Annotated in this window: 11 protein-coding genes and 13 tRNA genes; 1 reads left to right on the top strand and 23 read right to left on the bottom strand. The window is 36.1% G+C overall.

Annotated features, from left to right (window positions below; genetic code table 11):
- Positions 1-654 precede the first annotated feature (654 nt).
- The gene (locus tag FN817_RS20185) at positions 655-2,172 is read right to left on the bottom strand and encodes a TROVE domain-containing protein (RefSeq protein WP_142719500.1); all 1,518 of its coding nucleotides are present in this window, start codon (positions 2,170-2,172) and stop codon (positions 655-657) included.
- Between the two features lie 416 nt (positions 2,173-2,588).
- Between FN817_RS20185 and FN817_RS20180 the strand changes: the two genes are divergently transcribed.
- A complete protein-coding gene (locus tag FN817_RS20180; RefSeq protein ID WP_142719499.1) occupies positions 2,589-3,041 on the top strand; it encodes a VOC family protein in 453 nt (150 codons plus the stop codon).
- Positions 3,042-3,165: 124 nt separating this feature from the next.
- Here FN817_RS20180 and FN817_RS20175 read toward each other — a convergent pair whose 3' ends face one another.
- The 22 genes from FN817_RS20175 to FN817_RS20085 form a co-directional block, all read right to left on the bottom strand.
- Positions 3,166-4,527, bottom strand: a complete 1,362-nt coding sequence (locus FN817_RS20175) for an SWIM zinc finger family protein (protein ID WP_142719498.1) — start codon at positions 4,525-4,527, stop codon at positions 3,166-3,168.
- Positions 4,528-4,530: 3 nt separating this feature from the next.
- Positions 4,531-7,227, bottom strand: coding sequence for a DUF6493 family protein (locus tag FN817_RS20170; RefSeq protein WP_142719497.1), 2,697 nt, complete (start codon positions 7,225-7,227; stop codon positions 4,531-4,533).
- 553 nt (positions 7,228-7,780) lie between these two features.
- On the bottom strand, positions 7,781-9,772 hold the full coding sequence (locus FN817_RS20165; protein WP_142719496.1) for an AAA family ATPase: 1,992 nt from the start codon (positions 9,770-9,772) through the stop codon (positions 7,781-7,783).
- Positions 9,773-9,877: 105 nt separating this feature from the next.
- On the bottom strand, positions 9,878-10,429 hold the full coding sequence (locus FN817_RS20160) for a 3'-5' exonuclease (protein ID WP_047424089.1): 552 nt from the start codon (positions 10,427-10,429) through the stop codon (positions 9,878-9,880).
- An 87-nt stretch (positions 10,430-10,516) separates the two neighbouring features.
- Positions 10,517-11,440: an RNA ligase family protein gene (locus FN817_RS20155; protein WP_142719495.1), complete on the bottom strand. Its 924-nt coding sequence runs from the start codon at positions 11,438-11,440 to the stop codon at positions 10,517-10,519.
- 99 nt (positions 11,441-11,539) lie between these two features.
- The gene (locus tag FN817_RS20150) at positions 11,540-12,103 is read right to left on the bottom strand and encodes a DinB family protein (protein ID WP_142719494.1); all 564 of its coding nucleotides are present in this window, start codon (positions 12,101-12,103) and stop codon (positions 11,540-11,542) included.
- Positions 12,103-12,459 (bottom strand): cyclic-phosphate processing receiver domain-containing protein, encoded by a 357-nt coding sequence (locus FN817_RS20145; protein ID WP_394345056.1) that lies wholly within the window; start codon positions 12,457-12,459, stop codon positions 12,103-12,105. The genes FN817_RS20150 and FN817_RS20145 overlap by 1 nt, the downstream gene beginning before the upstream one ends.
- A gap of 96 nt (positions 12,460-12,555) precedes the next feature.
- Complete coding sequence (locus tag FN817_RS20140; RefSeq protein ID WP_047382462.1) at positions 12,556-13,041, bottom strand: ribonuclease H-like YkuK family protein; 486 nt, start codon at positions 13,039-13,041, stop codon at positions 12,556-12,558.
- A gap of 98 nt (positions 13,042-13,139) precedes the next feature.
- Positions 13,140-13,210, bottom strand: a tRNA-Trp gene (locus tag FN817_RS20135).
- Between the two features lie 182 nt (positions 13,211-13,392).
- Positions 13,393-13,465, bottom strand: a tRNA-Phe gene (locus FN817_RS20125).
- Between the two features lie 85 nt (positions 13,466-13,550).
- Positions 13,551-13,626 (bottom strand) — tRNA-Leu (locus tag FN817_RS20120).
- Positions 13,627-13,993: 367 nt separating this feature from the next.
- Positions 13,994-14,065 (bottom strand) — tRNA-Glu (locus tag FN817_RS20115).
- 77 nt (positions 14,066-14,142) lie between these two features.
- Positions 14,143-14,279 (bottom strand) — tRNA-OTHER (locus FN817_RS23265).
- 208 nt (positions 14,280-14,487) lie between these two features.
- Positions 14,488-14,569, bottom strand: a tRNA-Cys gene (locus FN817_RS23260).
- A gap of 218 nt (positions 14,570-14,787) precedes the next feature.
- Positions 14,788-14,861 (bottom strand) — tRNA-Ile (locus tag FN817_RS20110).
- A gap of 5 nt (positions 14,862-14,866) precedes the next feature.
- Positions 14,867-14,938 (bottom strand) — tRNA-Glu (locus tag FN817_RS20105).
- Between the two features lie 6 nt (positions 14,939-14,944).
- Positions 14,945-15,016, bottom strand: a tRNA-Pro gene (locus FN817_RS23255).
- 68 nt (positions 15,017-15,084) lie between these two features.
- Positions 15,085-15,156: transfer RNA gene (locus FN817_RS23250), tRNA-Asp, on the bottom strand.
- Between the two features lie 6 nt (positions 15,157-15,162).
- Positions 15,163-15,236, bottom strand: a tRNA-Arg gene (locus FN817_RS20100).
- Positions 15,237-15,243: 7 nt separating this feature from the next.
- A tRNA-Lys gene (locus tag FN817_RS20095) sits at positions 15,244-15,317 on the bottom strand.
- A gap of 8 nt (positions 15,318-15,325) precedes the next feature.
- A tRNA-His gene (locus tag FN817_RS20090) sits at positions 15,326-15,393 on the bottom strand.
- A gap of 575 nt (positions 15,394-15,968) precedes the next feature.
- Complete coding sequence (locus FN817_RS20085; protein ID WP_142719492.1) at positions 15,969-16,097, bottom strand: penicillin-binding protein; 129 nt, start codon at positions 16,095-16,097, stop codon at positions 15,969-15,971.
- Positions 16,098-16,138: the final 41 nt, after the last annotated feature.

The following is a 16,138-nucleotide window of genomic DNA, read 5'->3' as shown; positions in this document are numbered from 1 at the left end:
ATGAAACTCTTATCTACGGCATTGGTTATAGCTACCGGGCAATCTGTCGAAAGACTCTGTCAGTTTAGAATCGAAGAATGTCTTTCTAACGGCACTGGTATTATTTAACACTGCAAAATTATATTGTATGTGCGCAATCTTTTTACGTAGTTTTTTTTATTTAAATATTTGTTCGTTTTGCCTTGAAGCAAAAGAACCAAAAATTCAAGACTTGGAAATTCCTGCTAAAAATAATCTACACTCTCTAAAAATTCTAAAACTTGCGCGAATGTAATATTACTTCTTCGTTTCAATTTCTGTGTCGCGCTTCAAACAATAGAATTTTCTTAACGTTCGCATAGTTTATTTTCTTAACGTCTCCATTTCCTATGTCATTCTTTAATTCCAGCCAATTGTTTTGAAATTTTTCTGGATATTTACAATTCCGCGTTTTTAGAACAGATACTATTCTTTTTTTAAATTGATTTGTTGCATGATTACTTTTTCTAACTCAGCTTTGAGTTCAGATTCTTCTACTTCTGCAACAATTCTTATATTTTCAACATCTTCAATATTGGATTCTGTATATTCTGAGAAGTAGACTTTCCCATTTTCCCTTTTGTAATATTGATTGTTTTGATGCTTATCAATTATTATTTTTAAAAGCAGTGCCTGTTACAGCACTACTTTATGAATCATTTCTACAGCTGATTTTTTGTCTTCCAACGCGTTCAGCACTTCGAAAATTTTATCTGACCAGCCAGCTATAAGATGTACATCATTCTTTCTGATATCAATCGGCTGTCTGCCATAACCTGCCAGATCAAAGATATACAGCTTTGCATTGGGTGCGATCATTTTATATCTGTTCCACAGGTCTTCAAAAGATTTTCTGTTTCCAGTGCTGTCCCACATCTGAGTATCGGTGAATAGCATTACTTTGTTCACTATTTCACCTCTTTTGATCAGATCTTCAATAACGAGATAACCATTCGTAGAATATCCTACTTCACCTTCGCGTTTGTAGAAAGCGTCTACATTTCTTAAAATACCGTTTTTAGGCATGGGAACTCTCAGCCAACGGTCACCGAAAATACCTGTCACCACGTTTTTACACTGTGACTGAAGGATCATCGACATCAGCAAACCGATATCATACAGCAAAATTTTACTTTTATTGGAAACTGCTTTCTGCATAGAACCGGACACATCCGCAGCGATCACTACCGAAGTATCAAAACCAAAGCCTTTGATATTTTTAGCACTTACTACCACAGCATCTTCCAATGCTTCCAATACGGATGACAAGTAAGGAGAATCTATAGTCTTTAATTCTCTGTAAGCCGCCAGAAATCTGAATGGGAGCTGTTTTGAATTGGATACCGCTCTTTCATCTGAAAGATATCTGCATACTTTATTCATCGCATCTGGTGATACGCCCGCTTCCAGGATATTTCTCAGGTTTCTCATAGTTGCCATATACCCTAATTTATTGCTGAAGATCAGTTCTTCCCATTTATTTTTGAAAGCTAATCTTCTTTCTGCGTCATTAGCAAATTTTGTCTGACCCAAAACGGAGAGCCCTACTTCCCATGTGTATGGGGTTTCCAATGTGTTATTGGCGATTTTATTGAAAACAGCTTGCTGGCTTTCATCCTTAGCTTTCGGGTGAACCAGAAATAATGCGTCTTTCAAGGTAACTTCAGCCTTTCTGTTATATTTTGCAAACTGGTATTCATCAAATTTATTAAATGATCTCACCAGACCTTTCTGAATCTGCTTTGACAGTTTATTCAGCTTTTTCGTATCTGTTCTTTTATTCGCAAGTTGGTAGTACGCCAGCAATTCTGTGATTTCATCAGCTCTCTGAACGACACCTTCTACTGTTTTGCTTACCAGATCCGTACCGGAAGTCTGTTTAGCCAGTTCAATTGCCAACACCAATGGAATGGAACGCAAATACATATCTTTTCTTGCGTATACCGCCAATTTTGCCACAAATTCCGGATCATTTTTTTTGATCAGAGACTGGATTCTTTCCAATCTGTCATTTCCTTTTTCATAGTTGGCATCTGACAGTCCTGTTGTAACAACAGCACTATACAATTCTTCTGCAGGTGTCATCGCATATGCTTTTGCACCTTCGTAGTTCAATACTACTTTAGTTTCTTTTTTTAAAAAATTAAATTTCATGGTTACTGTTTTTTGTTAAACATTGGGAAGGATTGATACTTCCTCTCTGATTTCTGATGCAAAGTAAAAACAGTATTACGCAACCTTTTTGCGTAGAAAATTTTTCTTCATTTTTTTTTAAATTTTTTATTGCGAATAGATTTCTTTAGAGATTTTAAGTTTTGGCTAAAGCCGTATGAATGGGGCATTTATAAGGCGGGCTAAAGCCCACCGCTATTGAATTAATATTGAAAACAATTATTGATATTTGATAACAATCTAATTCATCATTCATCATTCATCATTCATCATTCATCATTTATAACTTATAATTCATAATTATAAAATCCTTCTATCATTCATTTCAATTAAAGAAATGGGTAATGTTACGTTTTCTAATGAGGGTTCTTTAGATTTGCTATTACTAAAATTAAGCTATGATTAAAGGAATATATGAGACCCATGTTCAGGTGAGCAATCTGGAAAATGCAATACAATTTTATACGGAAGTGTTAGGATTGAAACTGGCTCACAGAGATGAAACCAGGCCTATTGCTTTTTTATGGGTTGGAGAAGGGAAAGAATTTATGTTAGGATTATGGGAACAGAAGGAGAACCTTCAAACCAGACATTTTGCTTTTTCCAGTAGTAAAGAAGATATTTTAAACTATTCAGTAGAATTTTTAGAAAATAAAGATTTAAAACCTTATAATTTCCTAAAAAATGGAAGTGTTGAACCAATGGTATTTGCATGGATGCCTGCATTGGCCATTTATTTCAATGATCCGGATGGAAACCAGCTTGAGTTTATTTCCATTCTTGAAGGGGAAAGCAAACCGGAATTGGGTGTACTTAGCTATGAAGAATGGATGAACTCTGTAAAAAACTGATATAAAAACTGTTAGATGCTAATATAACGCAGAGGCGCAAAAAAAAAGATTTAAAGGGAACGAAATTGAATTCTTATTAAACAAAATTTTTTGCGTCTCTTTGACTGTCAGCAAAATAATATAATCAGATAGAAAAAGTTTCACCTGTTTTTATCAGTTTCTTCACTGCCAACACATGTTTACAAGGCCCTCTTTCACCCTGATATTTACTGAACCATTCGCAGGTACAGCGTTCTTTTTCTTCTTCAATGATTACCGTATGATGTACGCCGGTTCCTTCTACTCTGGCTTCTTTTCTTGCTTTATTATTGTTTAAAATCTCTACTTTTCCGTTTTCTATCAACTTATCGGCATTTTTTATGCGGGGATTGAGTCCGATAATGCGGCTTAACTTAAAAGGAAGCCTGCGGTAGAAAAATTCATGGTCATCAAGGTCATACCCCAATAATCCCATTGCAGCGAGTCTTCCTGTAATAGTATCAGTTTTACTGAAACTCAGATTCTCTTCCAGAGCAAGCATATCTGGATTAAAAGATTGGTTGGCATAAGCATACTTATCCAGAGCATCAATCCACTCATCAGAAACCTCAGAAATCAGATTTTCCAAGACAGCTCCTTCTCCTGAGAAACCTCTCCAGCATTCTCTGGATAAAGAAAAACAAAATCTGATAGGTCCCATATAAAGCTGCCACGTTGTAGACTGCATATTAGAATGAGAAAAAACCTGCATAGAATCAATATAAGGAAGCAAAGGTTCTAAAAGACGAAGTCTGTGAAGCCCGCCTATACAAACAGTATCCGCTGACTTTACCGGAGAAAAAATGGGTTTATTTCCTCTCACAATCAAATAATAATCAGACTTTACCACTCCTTTCGGCATCCCGCGGAATAGTTGTTGGGTCTGAATTTTATTGAAAGTATGACGTTTTTCGGATTCCGATAAATAAACCTGAACCGTTCCCAATCCTTTAATCCATTTTGCGGGTAAAGGAACTTTTCTTTCTATCACTTTATCTTCTTCTTTATACAGGCCTACTTCTTTTTTTCCCACAGAAAGCATAATTTTTTCATTCGGACGGATGCTTCCCAGAGCGGTTATCATAGGCTGGTTAAAATCTACATTCGTAGTTCCGTTTTCCAAAAATTCTCCTTCCAGACCTGCAGGCAATATGTCAACTCTTGCATAAACTCCGGCACAGTGAGAAAAACCTTCAAAGCGTAATCTTTGATTTCCCGCTGTTACGATCGGATCTTTAAGAAGTGCCACCTGAAACGGAGACAGGTTAAAGCTCGATTTTACAATATTGGACAGTGTAATAAGACACCGCGCTAAAATAAAAGGCTGTCTGACATTTCCCCAGAAAAAGCATGGAGCATCGGTATTTTTATGTATCTCACTGTATTTAGCAAGAAAAAGCCCTTCAAGCGCATCTTTCCTTACTAAAGAGGATGTACCTGAATAGTTGTAAATAAGCGTTTCCTCCATGATTTATTTTTTCAGAAGAAGACTGCAGATTTTTTTCAGACTTGAATTTTCTTTCCAGCTATTGAGTTTCCCGATGATCTCTTTATGAGCTTCTGAATGATTCAAAGCCAATACTTCATGATAGATTTCCAGAATCTTTTTCAGATTGGTAACCGGAGCATCCATTTGAAGCAATATATTGGAAATCAATTCTTCCAGGGCAATATTATGGTTCTTACTCACATTCAGCATATGTTGCTGTATAAGATCCGTCAATCTTTTAACAGGTGCCCATTCCAGTTTTTCATGCAGGCCGATCACTCTTCCTAACCATGCATTATCCATCGTTTGGGAAGAAACATGTTCCAGCCATATTTCAGCTGCTGTACCACGAATGGTTTTATCGCTGTCCAGGAAAATAGTTCCTAAGAATAAGTACCCGATTTCGTCTAATGGCTTTTTGATCTGATAAAGTGCATTGGCTGTATTCAAAACCAGGCTTCTTTCATAAACTTCAGCAATTCCTGAAAAGAAAAGGCAATGCTTGATTACTTTTGCCAAAGCATTTGCCGGAGTATTCGGAAAGCAAAGCATCAAGGCAGGAATTTCGATAAGCTCTTTCTGTTCGGCAACGAAATATTCCACGAATAAAGGTTCTTTCCTTTTGGCAAGATGATATTTTGGAATAACAATCTTCAGATCTACAGGATAGTATGAGTTTTTCTTATTATCGATGGTCTTCCATTTGTAAGCCCCTGAAAAGAATTCTACAGGAATATCATCATACCCGAAACTGCTGAATTCTTCAAACACGGTTTCCGGCGAACGGGTAATTCCTGCAGTCATCCACCATGAAGGGTGTTCAAATTTTCCTTCCGGCTTAGCATTTTTGCCAAAGAAGAAAAGTAACAGTTCTTTATATTCTCCTTTTAATCTTTTTTCAGTTTCTGCAATAGCTTCTGAAGTATTATCTAAAGCACAACGCTGCAATGCCAGCTGAATATCCAGATGATGGGGGATAATATTATTATTCTGATAACTTTCCAATCTTTCCACCAGCGTCACTGGGGAAATCCAACATGGAGCATGGGTAACCGTGAATAATAACGGGATCTTATCTCCTGATTTTATTTTTTCATACGTATAAATAGCAAGTTCTTTAAACGCAATTCTTGCAGGGCAATCTGCTCCTACATTTTCAATCGGCCCCAATTTTTTCTGATAATTGGAATAAGATTCTCTTGCAGCTTCCTCTTCTTTGGTCTTATGATAAATCTTTTCCAGGTTTTTAAGCGGAACAGGATATTTTTCCATTAGATCCAAGCCATAATTGATAATGGCATTACACAGTAAAACATTCAGATAAGGAACTTCCCATTTCGAAATTGTTTTACAGGCTTTCAAAAATACCGGTTCTATTAATTTCACGGATTCGGCATTTACGTCTCCGGCAAAACGGATAAATCCAGCCAAGGCAATATCACAATGCTGACTGTATGGATCATCCATAGCCACAGGAAGATAAAACATCAGATCTTCAAAGTTCTGAAGTACTTTCACTGCATTTTCTTCTGTAGTCAGAGATAATTTTTCCGAAGCTATTGCCACCAGTTCCGGCTGTGTTTCTTCAATATATTTTACAAGAAGAGGACGTACATTGGTCAGTATATTATCTGAATAATGGGAAAGTGCCTCTATCATATTTTCTGAAGCCGGAATATATTTAAGAATGATCTTTGCTGCTTTTGACTGTATACCATCATCTTTACTCACAAATGCCGTACTTAAAGCCATTCCCAACATTTCGGGATCTATTTTCTTTCTCTGGAATATTTTTTCGGTCAGTACCAGACTGGAAACAACCACTGTTTTTACTTCTGAGCTCAACAGATTCGGAAGGTAATGGGAAAATTCATCATTTTTAAAATCAGGAACCCCCACAATTTTTTTCAAATGTGATAATATGGTATTCACAGCTTTTGACTGTGAGGAAGCCAGCCCTGCGAGTAAATCATCCTGCAGTTCAGTCAGTTCTTCTTCAGTTGGTTTTAATGAGGTAAATGCATCCATAAACCAGCCTGTGACATTTTTATTAAAATTTCTGTTGGAAGCCAGAAGGCATTCTTTCAAAAACCTTTTCCTTTCAATCTTTTTTTCTGCGATCAGCTTCTGAACGATAGGAAACCATTCTTTACGGAAGGGTAAAGATTTGGAAGGATATTCACATAAATACCAAAAGTGGATATTAAGGGTTTCTGGGTGGCGGTCCAGTTCAGCCGGATAATTACTCAGATGATGTCCAAGCAACTCTGGTTTGGGCTGTACATACCCTTTTTCTGTCCATCCTAAAATGTCCTTATAGTTAAATGCTGTAAATTCAGCTTCTACAGATTCATTGATAAAATCTGAAAACCATTCCGGGCAGCCCCATTCCAGAATCTGTTCGGTTTGTTCTGCGTTACGAAAAAGACTCCAGTAATTTTTACCAAAATTCTTTTTATCCATGCAGACAAATGAAGCAATATCAATAATGGAATGCTGATTCACAGATCCTGCCGTATGGTAGGAGTTTTTAGTCATCACAATTTTACTGATCTCCCTATCCATTTTCTTTATAGATGGCACCAGTGTTTTCCTTTCTTCATTACTAAGCTCTTTTAAAAAAGGGATAATCTCATGTATCTTTTCCTCATTAAGGATCTCATAAAGTCTTTCTTTCATGTGCTTCTAATTTGATGTATAAATTTGTTTCAGGTTATTGAGCAACGACTTCTTTTTTATCTTTTGGTGTAAGCTTTTTAAGAAAAGGAACCATCTCTTTTATTTTACAGTTTAAATATTTTCTCTTAAAATCCTCATCAATAAGCATAAATTCATTCTTATCAGCTAAAATAAAAAAAAATGACTGACAGACAGTAAATTATCCCATTAAAGTGAATTTTTTAACAAAATATTAAGTTAATAAAACAACTAATATCATCTCATTAACATCACAAAAACAATTCCCTGTTTAAAGATATAATAGTAAAAAAGTGGCTAAAGACTCTCTATCATGATATTTACACATTATTTGGTGTCTTATTTTTAAAATCTATAATGTCTCAGAATAAAACATTATATAGCACAGATACGTTAATTTTATTTAAAATATTGCAGCATGAATTTTTTGAGGAGGTCAGCAATCGGAGATTGTATTAATTTCGGGATCGTAAAGCCAGATAATATGATTATCACTTCCTGACTGCAAAACTGATAATTTTATGATATCAATGACTTACATCTTAAAAGTTTTTTCCACCTCTGTCAACCCCATTTTTGCCAGATGTTTGTATATTGTTGGTAAGGTAAGATTTCTTTTTTCTGCAATTTCAGAAGGAGGTATTCCTTTGTCAAATAATTCAAAGGTAATCAGATGTGTAGGTTTTTTCGCAATGACTATTGATGTATCTACTTCAAGTGTTCTGTCAAATAAAGGAAGCTCTAGGAGATAGCATTCTTTCAGTTTTTCAATATAGTCTGCAAGATCATAAAGGAATATTTTCGTTTCTTCATTAAAGGCTTTCAGTCCTTTTGTTCCCGCAGTTTCTGAATATAAATCCTTTAAAGGTAGCAAGAAATCTTCCGCAATGCTTTTATAGAAAAAATTTACAGCACCTTTACATTTATCTTCAATTTCAGTCCAATGGCAGGTTCCGGCTGCAAAACTTAATGCCTTTTGATGAATAATTTTTCCAAATTTCCCAGAAACGGCAAAGAGTTTTTCACTTTCTGATTCAAAATCTTTTAATAGCCTTTTTAATTTTGCCTGATCCGGTATTTCTACTGATAAGGCAGCCGCAGCCCAAATCATGACGGTATCTTTCAACCAGCCAGCGTCTACGGTCATCCGGAGTTTATGCAGTGTATAATCATACTTTTCCTGCTCAATGAGCTGTTCTAAAATATCATTAGCATGGGTTGACTGCTGAAAATGTTCAATCCTGTGGTCACAAAATATGGCTTCCGGTGTAATTTTAGACTTAAGAACAATTCCTTCCAGAGTCCGGCATCGGCTTAATGCAACATATACCTGTCCGCTGGCAAAAGATCTTCCCGCATCTATGATTACCCTATCGAAGGTTAGTCCCTGGCTTTTATGAATAGTGACCGCCCATGCCAAGCGTATAGGATATTGTTCAAAACTTCCCAATACTTCTGTTTTGATATTCTTTTCTCCATCAAGCGTATATCTCTTTTGTTCCCAAACTTCTTTTGTTACTGTTATTTCTTTTCCCGTCTCTTCAAATACAGCCTTGATCAGATCTTCATCCAGATAGGAAATTTTTGCCAGCCTACCATTGTAAAACTTTTTTTCAGGAGATGAATCATTTCGGATAAACATGATCTGGGTTCCTACTTTGAGTTCTAACGTTTCGTCATTGGGATATTGGGTTTCTTTAAATTCACCAATGACAACCGCTTTATAAAAATGGGAATCGTCAGGGAGCTCATTCAGTTTTTTCTGATTAATATGATCGGATATCCGATTGTGAGAGCAAAGATGGATATACGTTTCATTTTCAGGCTCAAAATCAGGATTATATCTGGAATTTAATTTTTCAAAATCCAAATTACAGATATCCGCATGTCTTACTGCATCAAGTATTTCCAGAAATTCAGGACTCTGTTGACGGTATACTTTCAGTAACTCTACTGTTATCAATGGAATGCCCTGAAATGCTTTGGCAGAAAAGAAAAACGGTGTCTGATAAAATTTTGACAAAATCCGCTCCGATTCATACCTTACCACCGGAGGCAGCTGGTATAAATCTCCGATTAACAGCAATTGTGCCCCTCCAAACGGCAATTGGTTTCGTCTGACTCTCCTTAATGAATGATCCATCATATCCAGCAGGTCGGCTCTCAGCATTGAAACTTCATCAATAATAATCAATTCAATTTCTCGGAAAAGATCAAGTTTATCTTTCCGGTATTTAAAATGAGGGAAAAGTTCATTAATATTCATTGCCAGATTGGGATCAACAGGCTCTGTGGTGGGAACAAATGTACGCGAAGGAATTGCAAATAATGAATGAATGGTTACGCCACCAGCGTTAATGGCTGCGATACTTGTGGGTGCAACGATAATGTGTTTTTTGCGGGTCTTTTTTACAAACTCATTCAGGAAAGTAGTCTTCCCTGTTCCTGCTTTCCCTGTCAAAAATACATTTCTGCTGGTATGTTCAAGTAATTCGGTAAGTCCGTCCAATGAATAAAAAGTTTTCATCAAAGTTAATTTATAAAAGGCTAAAAACACCCTATTTATAAAAAATAAGACTCCCTTTTTCAAGAGAGTCCGTTTGATTGATAATGTTGAAAATCCAACATTACTTTAATAATTTTTCAGGCACCAATGCAGAATCTTTGCAATGTTTTTGGCATCGTCCACTCCTCTGTGGTGGGTGCCTTCAAGGGTAAGACCCAATTCGCCCAAAGCTCTGTTCATCCCAACACTTTTCCTGATGGTAGGATGAATTTCTCCGAATAATGTTTTCACATTGATATGATCATCACTCATAGGATAATCTGTGTAGAATCTTCTTGCCTGATTCTGAAGCATATTCAGATCGTAATTTCCATAGCTGGCCCACGTAAGTTCTTCTGAATCATATTCTGCTCTCAGAATATCGAATGCATCATCCAGCATGATTCCTTCATTATCCAGCATATTCTGGGTAAGGGTGGTAAGCTCCGTACAAAACGGACTTACTTTTGAATGTTGGGGTTTTATTAAAATCCCTTCATTTTTGGAGATCTTACCGGTTTTTGCATTCATGATGCAGACCCCGATTTCGATGATCTCGCTTTCCTGGCCTCTTGGCGGTCGGTTTTCCCAACATGTTGCTTCGAGGTCTACTATTAATATATTTTCTGTTGTTTTCACTTGTTTATAATTTAATTATTAAGGTGGAAGATGGAATAGCTTTTACGGTTTTATACATAAAAAGTTTCGGTAAATGAATTACCGAAACTATACTTTAAGAGTCATTAACTCTTCTTTTATAAAATCAATTACTAAAGAATTCAACTTTTTGTTGATCCTTTTCTGCTCTTCTTTTTCAATTACTGTAAAAGCTGCCGGAAAGTCTTTCTCGAAATCTTCTAAAATATCCTGAGCAAAAAGGCCAATCACCTTACCTATCATTTTAGGCTGGAATTCACCAATTTTGGTGATAACATTATTCAGTCTGTTGACAGTAGCATATTTCTGGATTTCACCCAAGATTTCCTGAGCTTTTTCGCTGAAATGAACCTGTTTATGAACAATTTTAGCTTCCTTTTTAACCATTTTAGCTTTTTCGATCCATTTTTCATTCTTATTTTTAAGAATAATTCTTGCACCATTTCCAAAATATTTGGTTTTCAAGGTTTTTATGATGGTACCTTCACACATATTGTCCTCCAATTCAGGCAATCCCAGCCAGGCAGGAATTTTTGAATTGAAAACATTGGGGAATCTCAAAGCGTCTTCAAGGGTTCCCTGAAACAAGATTTTAGCATAGAAAAATCCTGTCTCCTCAAAAATCCGATTGACAACGTCTGTATCCAAATAGGTAATCCCATTCAATTTGATATCGAAAGCGTAAAATTCGTTATGAGGGGCATATTCAATGCCTTTCTGTACCTTCACAGCATCTTTCACTAGTTCTACTTCTTTATGTTTGTAACCGCCACCGAACAATTCACCATAGATCACTACAGTTTCTACATCCGGGTGAATGGTTTTCACTTTCTGAAACACTCTTGTTACATTTTTTCTGTAGCGTTCCAAAATCTGATGTGCATTGAAAAATTTCTCATCTTTTTCGATGAAAGCAGTTCTCTTCGCAATTTTAATTTCATTTCCATCGGTAAAAAAAGAGAAATTAGCTCCGTGAACTTTTTCCTGTACTATGAAAACCTCATCCCAAAACCCTGCATCCTGATCTGTTCGATCACGCGGGCCTGGTAAGCATTTTCTATAGAGTTATATGTTTTGAAAATCATTTTGTTTTTAGTTTTTAATTGTTTCTGATTCGTTTTTCTTCATCTGGGTAATGTGTCTCTGAGCATGGAGTGACAGAAAATAAATATATTCGTATACATTAATTTTCCCCAGTTCATTCACCGTCATTGTTGTTTTATACAAGAAACCTTCCCCATTTTTCATTACTTCCAGATAGTGTAGACACTGAAGATATTGCTGAGTAATCAGGCTTCTGATTTCATCCGGGCTCATTTCCCCTTTCGGTTCCATATGTTCCGGTCTTATCCATTCAAAAGCGCCATGTTCACCTACTCTGTCAAAGTTTTCTTTATTGAAACTGTAGTTTTTCATTTCAGATTCAAGGTCAAGATTCAAAGAATTTTTCATTGCTTTTTTGGAACCTTTTTCAATAAGGATCAGCAAGTAAAAATTCGTAAGATAAATATGTTCTAAAATCTGCTGAATCGTCCAGCCTCCGTTTGAAGGCTGATGATTCAACGTTTCTTTATCTTTTTTAAACCATCCGTCTACCTCATCAAATGTGAGTTTCAGATGTGTTTTTATATCCTGAATATATCTAAAAATGTCCATTACAGTTTTTTAAAGTTTTTTAAAAGGCTGATAATATTTTCCTTTCCTACAGGGTTCATAGAGTGACTATAGAATTGTGGAAGATCAAGATAATTGTCCATACAATATTCTATCAGCCATTTGGCGCAGTCATATCCTGTCTTTTCGACAAATTCCTGAGAATACTGCTCCAAATCAGCCAGGTCATGGTCAAAAGAAATCATTTCCGGAAGTCCTTTTTCCAAAATCCTGTTGACAAACTGTTCGTAATTCCGAACAATATGCCAGTCGTTTCTGAGGAAAATATCCTGTCTGGTATAATGATACGCCTCAATCGGATATCTTATATCATCCAGAAATAATAGTCTTTTTGTCATTTTCATTGTTTTGCTTTTTGGGTTAGAAACCGGATATTGAAAGTAATATTGTACTGCTAAAAACTTCCAGCTTCCAGCCTCTGGCTTCTTTTCTTTTTAAACCATCATATCAGCACAGTTAGAACTTGCAAAGGCAAAAGGTTTTGCTTTGAACACATATCCCATTCCCAGAATATATCCCATTGCATCTTTTAATGCTACATTGGATTTAAAATCCGGGTCGGTATTAATGTCTGCGTGTACCTCCATTTCCACACCATAAGTATCCAACACAGAGCAGATCGCGTATGCAATTTCAACAGATTTGTTAACCTCATTCAGCATTCGCTCTTTGATACTGATACTCTGTATTTCTCTTTCTTTTCTGATAAAGGTAAACGCTCCTTTTCCCTCGCGAATAAATACTACTGCCGTAGCATAATTGATGGCATCTCCATATACATGAGAGTCTGATCCCACACATACTTTCAGACGGTGTCCGTTTGCCTGTTCGCGGATGATGGCTTCTTCTACCAGCTGTGTGATAGAGTTGTGGAAAAATTTTCCATTCATATTCTGCCATGTTTGTTGTTGCGTTTCCATTTTTTCTACATGTTTTAATTCATAAATGATTGTTGATAATTGATAAATGATCACTAGCTGTCATCATTTCTAACTTAATTTCTAATTTCTATTTTTTGCACTCTGAACCGGACTCGAACCAATACCATCAGTTTTGGAGACTGAGATGCTGCCATTACACTATCAGAGTAAATTGTTAATTCATTAGGACTCGAACCTAAACTCCAAGAATCAAAATCTTGTGTGCTGCCTATTACACTATGAATCAGTATTTAAATTAATGAGTAATAAGTAATTGGTAATGAGTAATGCTAGAAACCAGTCAGGTATCAATGATTACTCATTGCAGATTACTTATCATTCATATTTTTGTGGAACAGACAGGAATTGAACCTGTACCTTTAGTTTTTCAGACTAACGTGCAGACCTTCTACACCACTCTTCCGGATTTTATAAGCAATGAGTAATTGGTAATGAGTAATTTTCACTCTATATCATTACTTATTGCCCATTGCTTATCATTTATATTTTGGTACGGGAAGAGGGACTCGAACCCTCAAAAGCTTGATCCTAAATCAAGAGTGTCTGCCATTCCACCATTCCCGCAGATTTTTATGAGTGATGAATAATTGGTAATGAGTAATTCTTGTACAGCTGATTACTTATTGCTCATTATTCATTGCTTATCATATTGTGTTTAGGTTTGAGAAAGCTCTGTCTGTTTATAAAGTATGCCTGCTAGTATTTGTAAAGATCTTCTGTGCTTGACAAACCTTTCTCATTTCCTAATGTATTTTGTTTTTAAAAAAGTAAAAGGCTGTCTATTTTTATTGACTAAAGATCTTCTGCTCCTGACAGACCTTTTCTCTTTTCTTCATTTTTTGTGTGAATGGTAACTGGCCAATTTTTTTAAAAAAATCTGAACTTTCATGGTATTATATCAATTCAATATTGACCAGTTATTCACATCCAGTACTCTATAAGGGAATCGAACCCTTGTTTTCTGCTCGAAAGGCAGGCGTCCTCACCGTTAGACGAATAGAGCGTTAACCCACTGACCAGGAATCGAACCTGAACAACAAGAGTACATTTCCTGCATGCTGCCATTACATTATCAGTGGTTGGTGGAAGTAGTAGGATTCGAACCTAATCAGCTATGAAGCAACAGATTTTAACTTTATTACATTCATTTTTTATGGAATCGTTCAATTCGTTCCTCATGTCAGTCTGCCCCGACTCTCCAACTTCGGCGTACTTCCGGATTTTTATGAGCAATTAGTAATGAATAATAAGTAATTCCTCATTTTTCCTTTGAAAAAAAGAAAAGGTCTGTCTTTATTGAATGTTTGATTAAAGATCTTCTGCGCTCGACAGCCTTTTTCTTTTATTAATAAAGGATATTCTTTGCTATAGATGATAAAAGATCATTGATAAAAGATTCTTATATCTCCTATAGTTTTTACATTGAGATGGCTATGGGATTCAAACCCACTCAGTTTACACAACGGTTTTGCAGACCGCCCCGACTCTTCCACTTCGGCGAACCATCAGATTAAAAAAATAAAGTCTGTCTAAAATTGTTTGATATAAGAACTTCTGCGCTTGACAAACTTTATTTTTACCTAAAAATTTATAAATGATATTCTTAACTTTTAATTAATCCGGAGAGAAGAAAAGCCTGTCTGTATTTTCGTGTTTGGCGTAAAGATCTTCTGCGCTCGACAAACTTTTACTTTTTCTCCTGAAACAATTAACAATTAGTTACTGTAATTCCGGAAGGACTCGAACCTTCAACCTTCGGTGTATCAGACCGATACTCTAACCACTTGAGCTACGGAATCATTTGTATTCCATAAGGGGATCGAACCCTTGTCGTTCGGTAGAAAGCCGAATGCACTCACCACTATGCTAATGGAACAAATTGTCTGGAAAGCAAGATTCGAACTTGCGACCTCCCGCGTCCAAGACGGGTAAACAACCACCGTTATCTTTCCAGCTTTGCAGATTCACTTTAAAATTCTTTTCCGAGAGACAGTCGGAACCGAAATCTTTTATGAATCTTTGCGGTCTATGCGAGAATCGAACTCGCAGTGCCCAAGAGACAGTCGGGCAGGTTAGCCATTACCTCAATAGACCTTTTTGTGATTCCGAGAGGACTCGAACCTCTAACCCTGGGTTTAGAAAACCCATGCTCTATCCAATTGAGCTACGGAACCGTTTTTGTAACCCCAGAAAGATTTGAACTTTCAACCCCCGGTTTAAAAGACCGGTGCTCTAACCACTTGAGCTATGAGATTTTATATTTTGGGTATCTCCGGGAATCGAACCCTGTTCTCCGGTTCCACAGACCGGCGCTTTACCAAATAAGCTAAAGAAACCATAAAAAAAGCGCCTCTTTTCGGGAGGCGCTTCATATTTTTAAACGTAAGAGATCATTAGCTGACCCACGTATATAAGCACCTTTCATCCACAATTTCACTATCAAAAATACACAGAACTCCTGCCGGCTCATGTCCGAATAGTCTTGAATATTGATTGAATATGTTGTGTAACTGTTTCATTTTATTTTTGTTTGTTTCTAAATTATTTTTAACTGAATCCTGAAAACCTGTTGCTTTCAATTTTCGGTTGCAAAGTAAATATGAATTTTTGGAATCCGCAAATAAATTTTCAAATCAAGTCATTGATAATCAATTAATTACATTTAATCTTTAGAATAGAGAATTTCTGTCCGCAATATTTTGCAGATATCATAAATACCTAAATGACTGTCTCTCATCGGGTTGCTTATCACTCTATTTTATCGTATTAAAGTTTCATTGTTAATTAAAAAATTTTCATGTTTATGGTTATTTTTTTTCATTCTAAATAATTTCTGACCTAAAAAACAAAAAACGCCTCGGTTTTCCGAGGCGTTTCTGTTGTATTTTGATTAATTTTTTACAAGTTTACAGTAAATAATTTCCAAAGTCAGCACATTTCGCCTCATTCCATATCATCTCATCATACCCGAATAATCCTTTATTAGAAGGACTTCCGAATAGTTCCGCATTGATATGTGCTCTTTGTATTGTCATAATTTTCTGGGGCAAAGATAAATCTTTTTTGGTATTATTTT

This window comes from Chryseobacterium rhizoplanae (assembly GCF_900182655.1).
In the GTDB taxonomy this organism is placed as follows: Bacteria; Bacteroidota; Bacteroidia; order Flavobacteriales; family Weeksellaceae; genus Chryseobacterium; species Chryseobacterium rhizoplanae.
This window is presented reverse-complemented; position numbering and strand designations above follow the sequence as displayed.

Bases quoted from the DNA above. Each gene is read 5' to 3' on its own strand.
- FN817_RS20150 (WP_142719494.1), bottom strand. From the start codon at position 12,103: ATGGACATTTTTAGATATATTCAGGATATAAAAACACATCTGAAACTC.
- FN817_RS20185 (WP_142719500.1), bottom strand. From the start codon at position 2,172: ATGAAATTTAATTTTTTAAAAAAAGAAACTAAAGTAGTATTGAACTAC.
- FN817_RS20140 (WP_047382462.1), bottom strand. From the start codon at position 13,041: ATGGAAACGCAACAACAAACATGGCAGAATATGAATGGAAAATTTTTC.
- FN817_RS20085 (WP_142719492.1), bottom strand. From the start codon at position 16,097: ATGACAATACAAAGAGCACATATCAATGCGGAACTATTCGGAAGTCCT.
- FN817_RS20165 (WP_142719496.1), bottom strand. From the start codon at position 9,772: ATGAAAACTTTTTATTCATTGGACGGACTTACCGAATTACTTGAACAT.
- FN817_RS20145 (WP_394345056.1), bottom strand. From the start codon at position 12,459: ATGACAAAAAGACTATTATTTCTGGATGATATAAGATATCCGATTGAG.
- FN817_RS20170 (WP_142719497.1), bottom strand. From the start codon at position 7,227: ATGAAAGAAAGACTTTATGAGATCCTTAATGAGGAAAAGATACATGAG.
- FN817_RS20180 (WP_142719499.1), top strand. From the start codon at position 2,589: ATGATTAAAGGAATATATGAGACCCATGTTCAGGTGAGCAATCTGGAA.
- FN817_RS20175 (WP_142719498.1), bottom strand. From the start codon at position 4,527: ATGGAGGAAACGCTTATTTACAACTATTCAGGTACATCCTCTTTAGTA.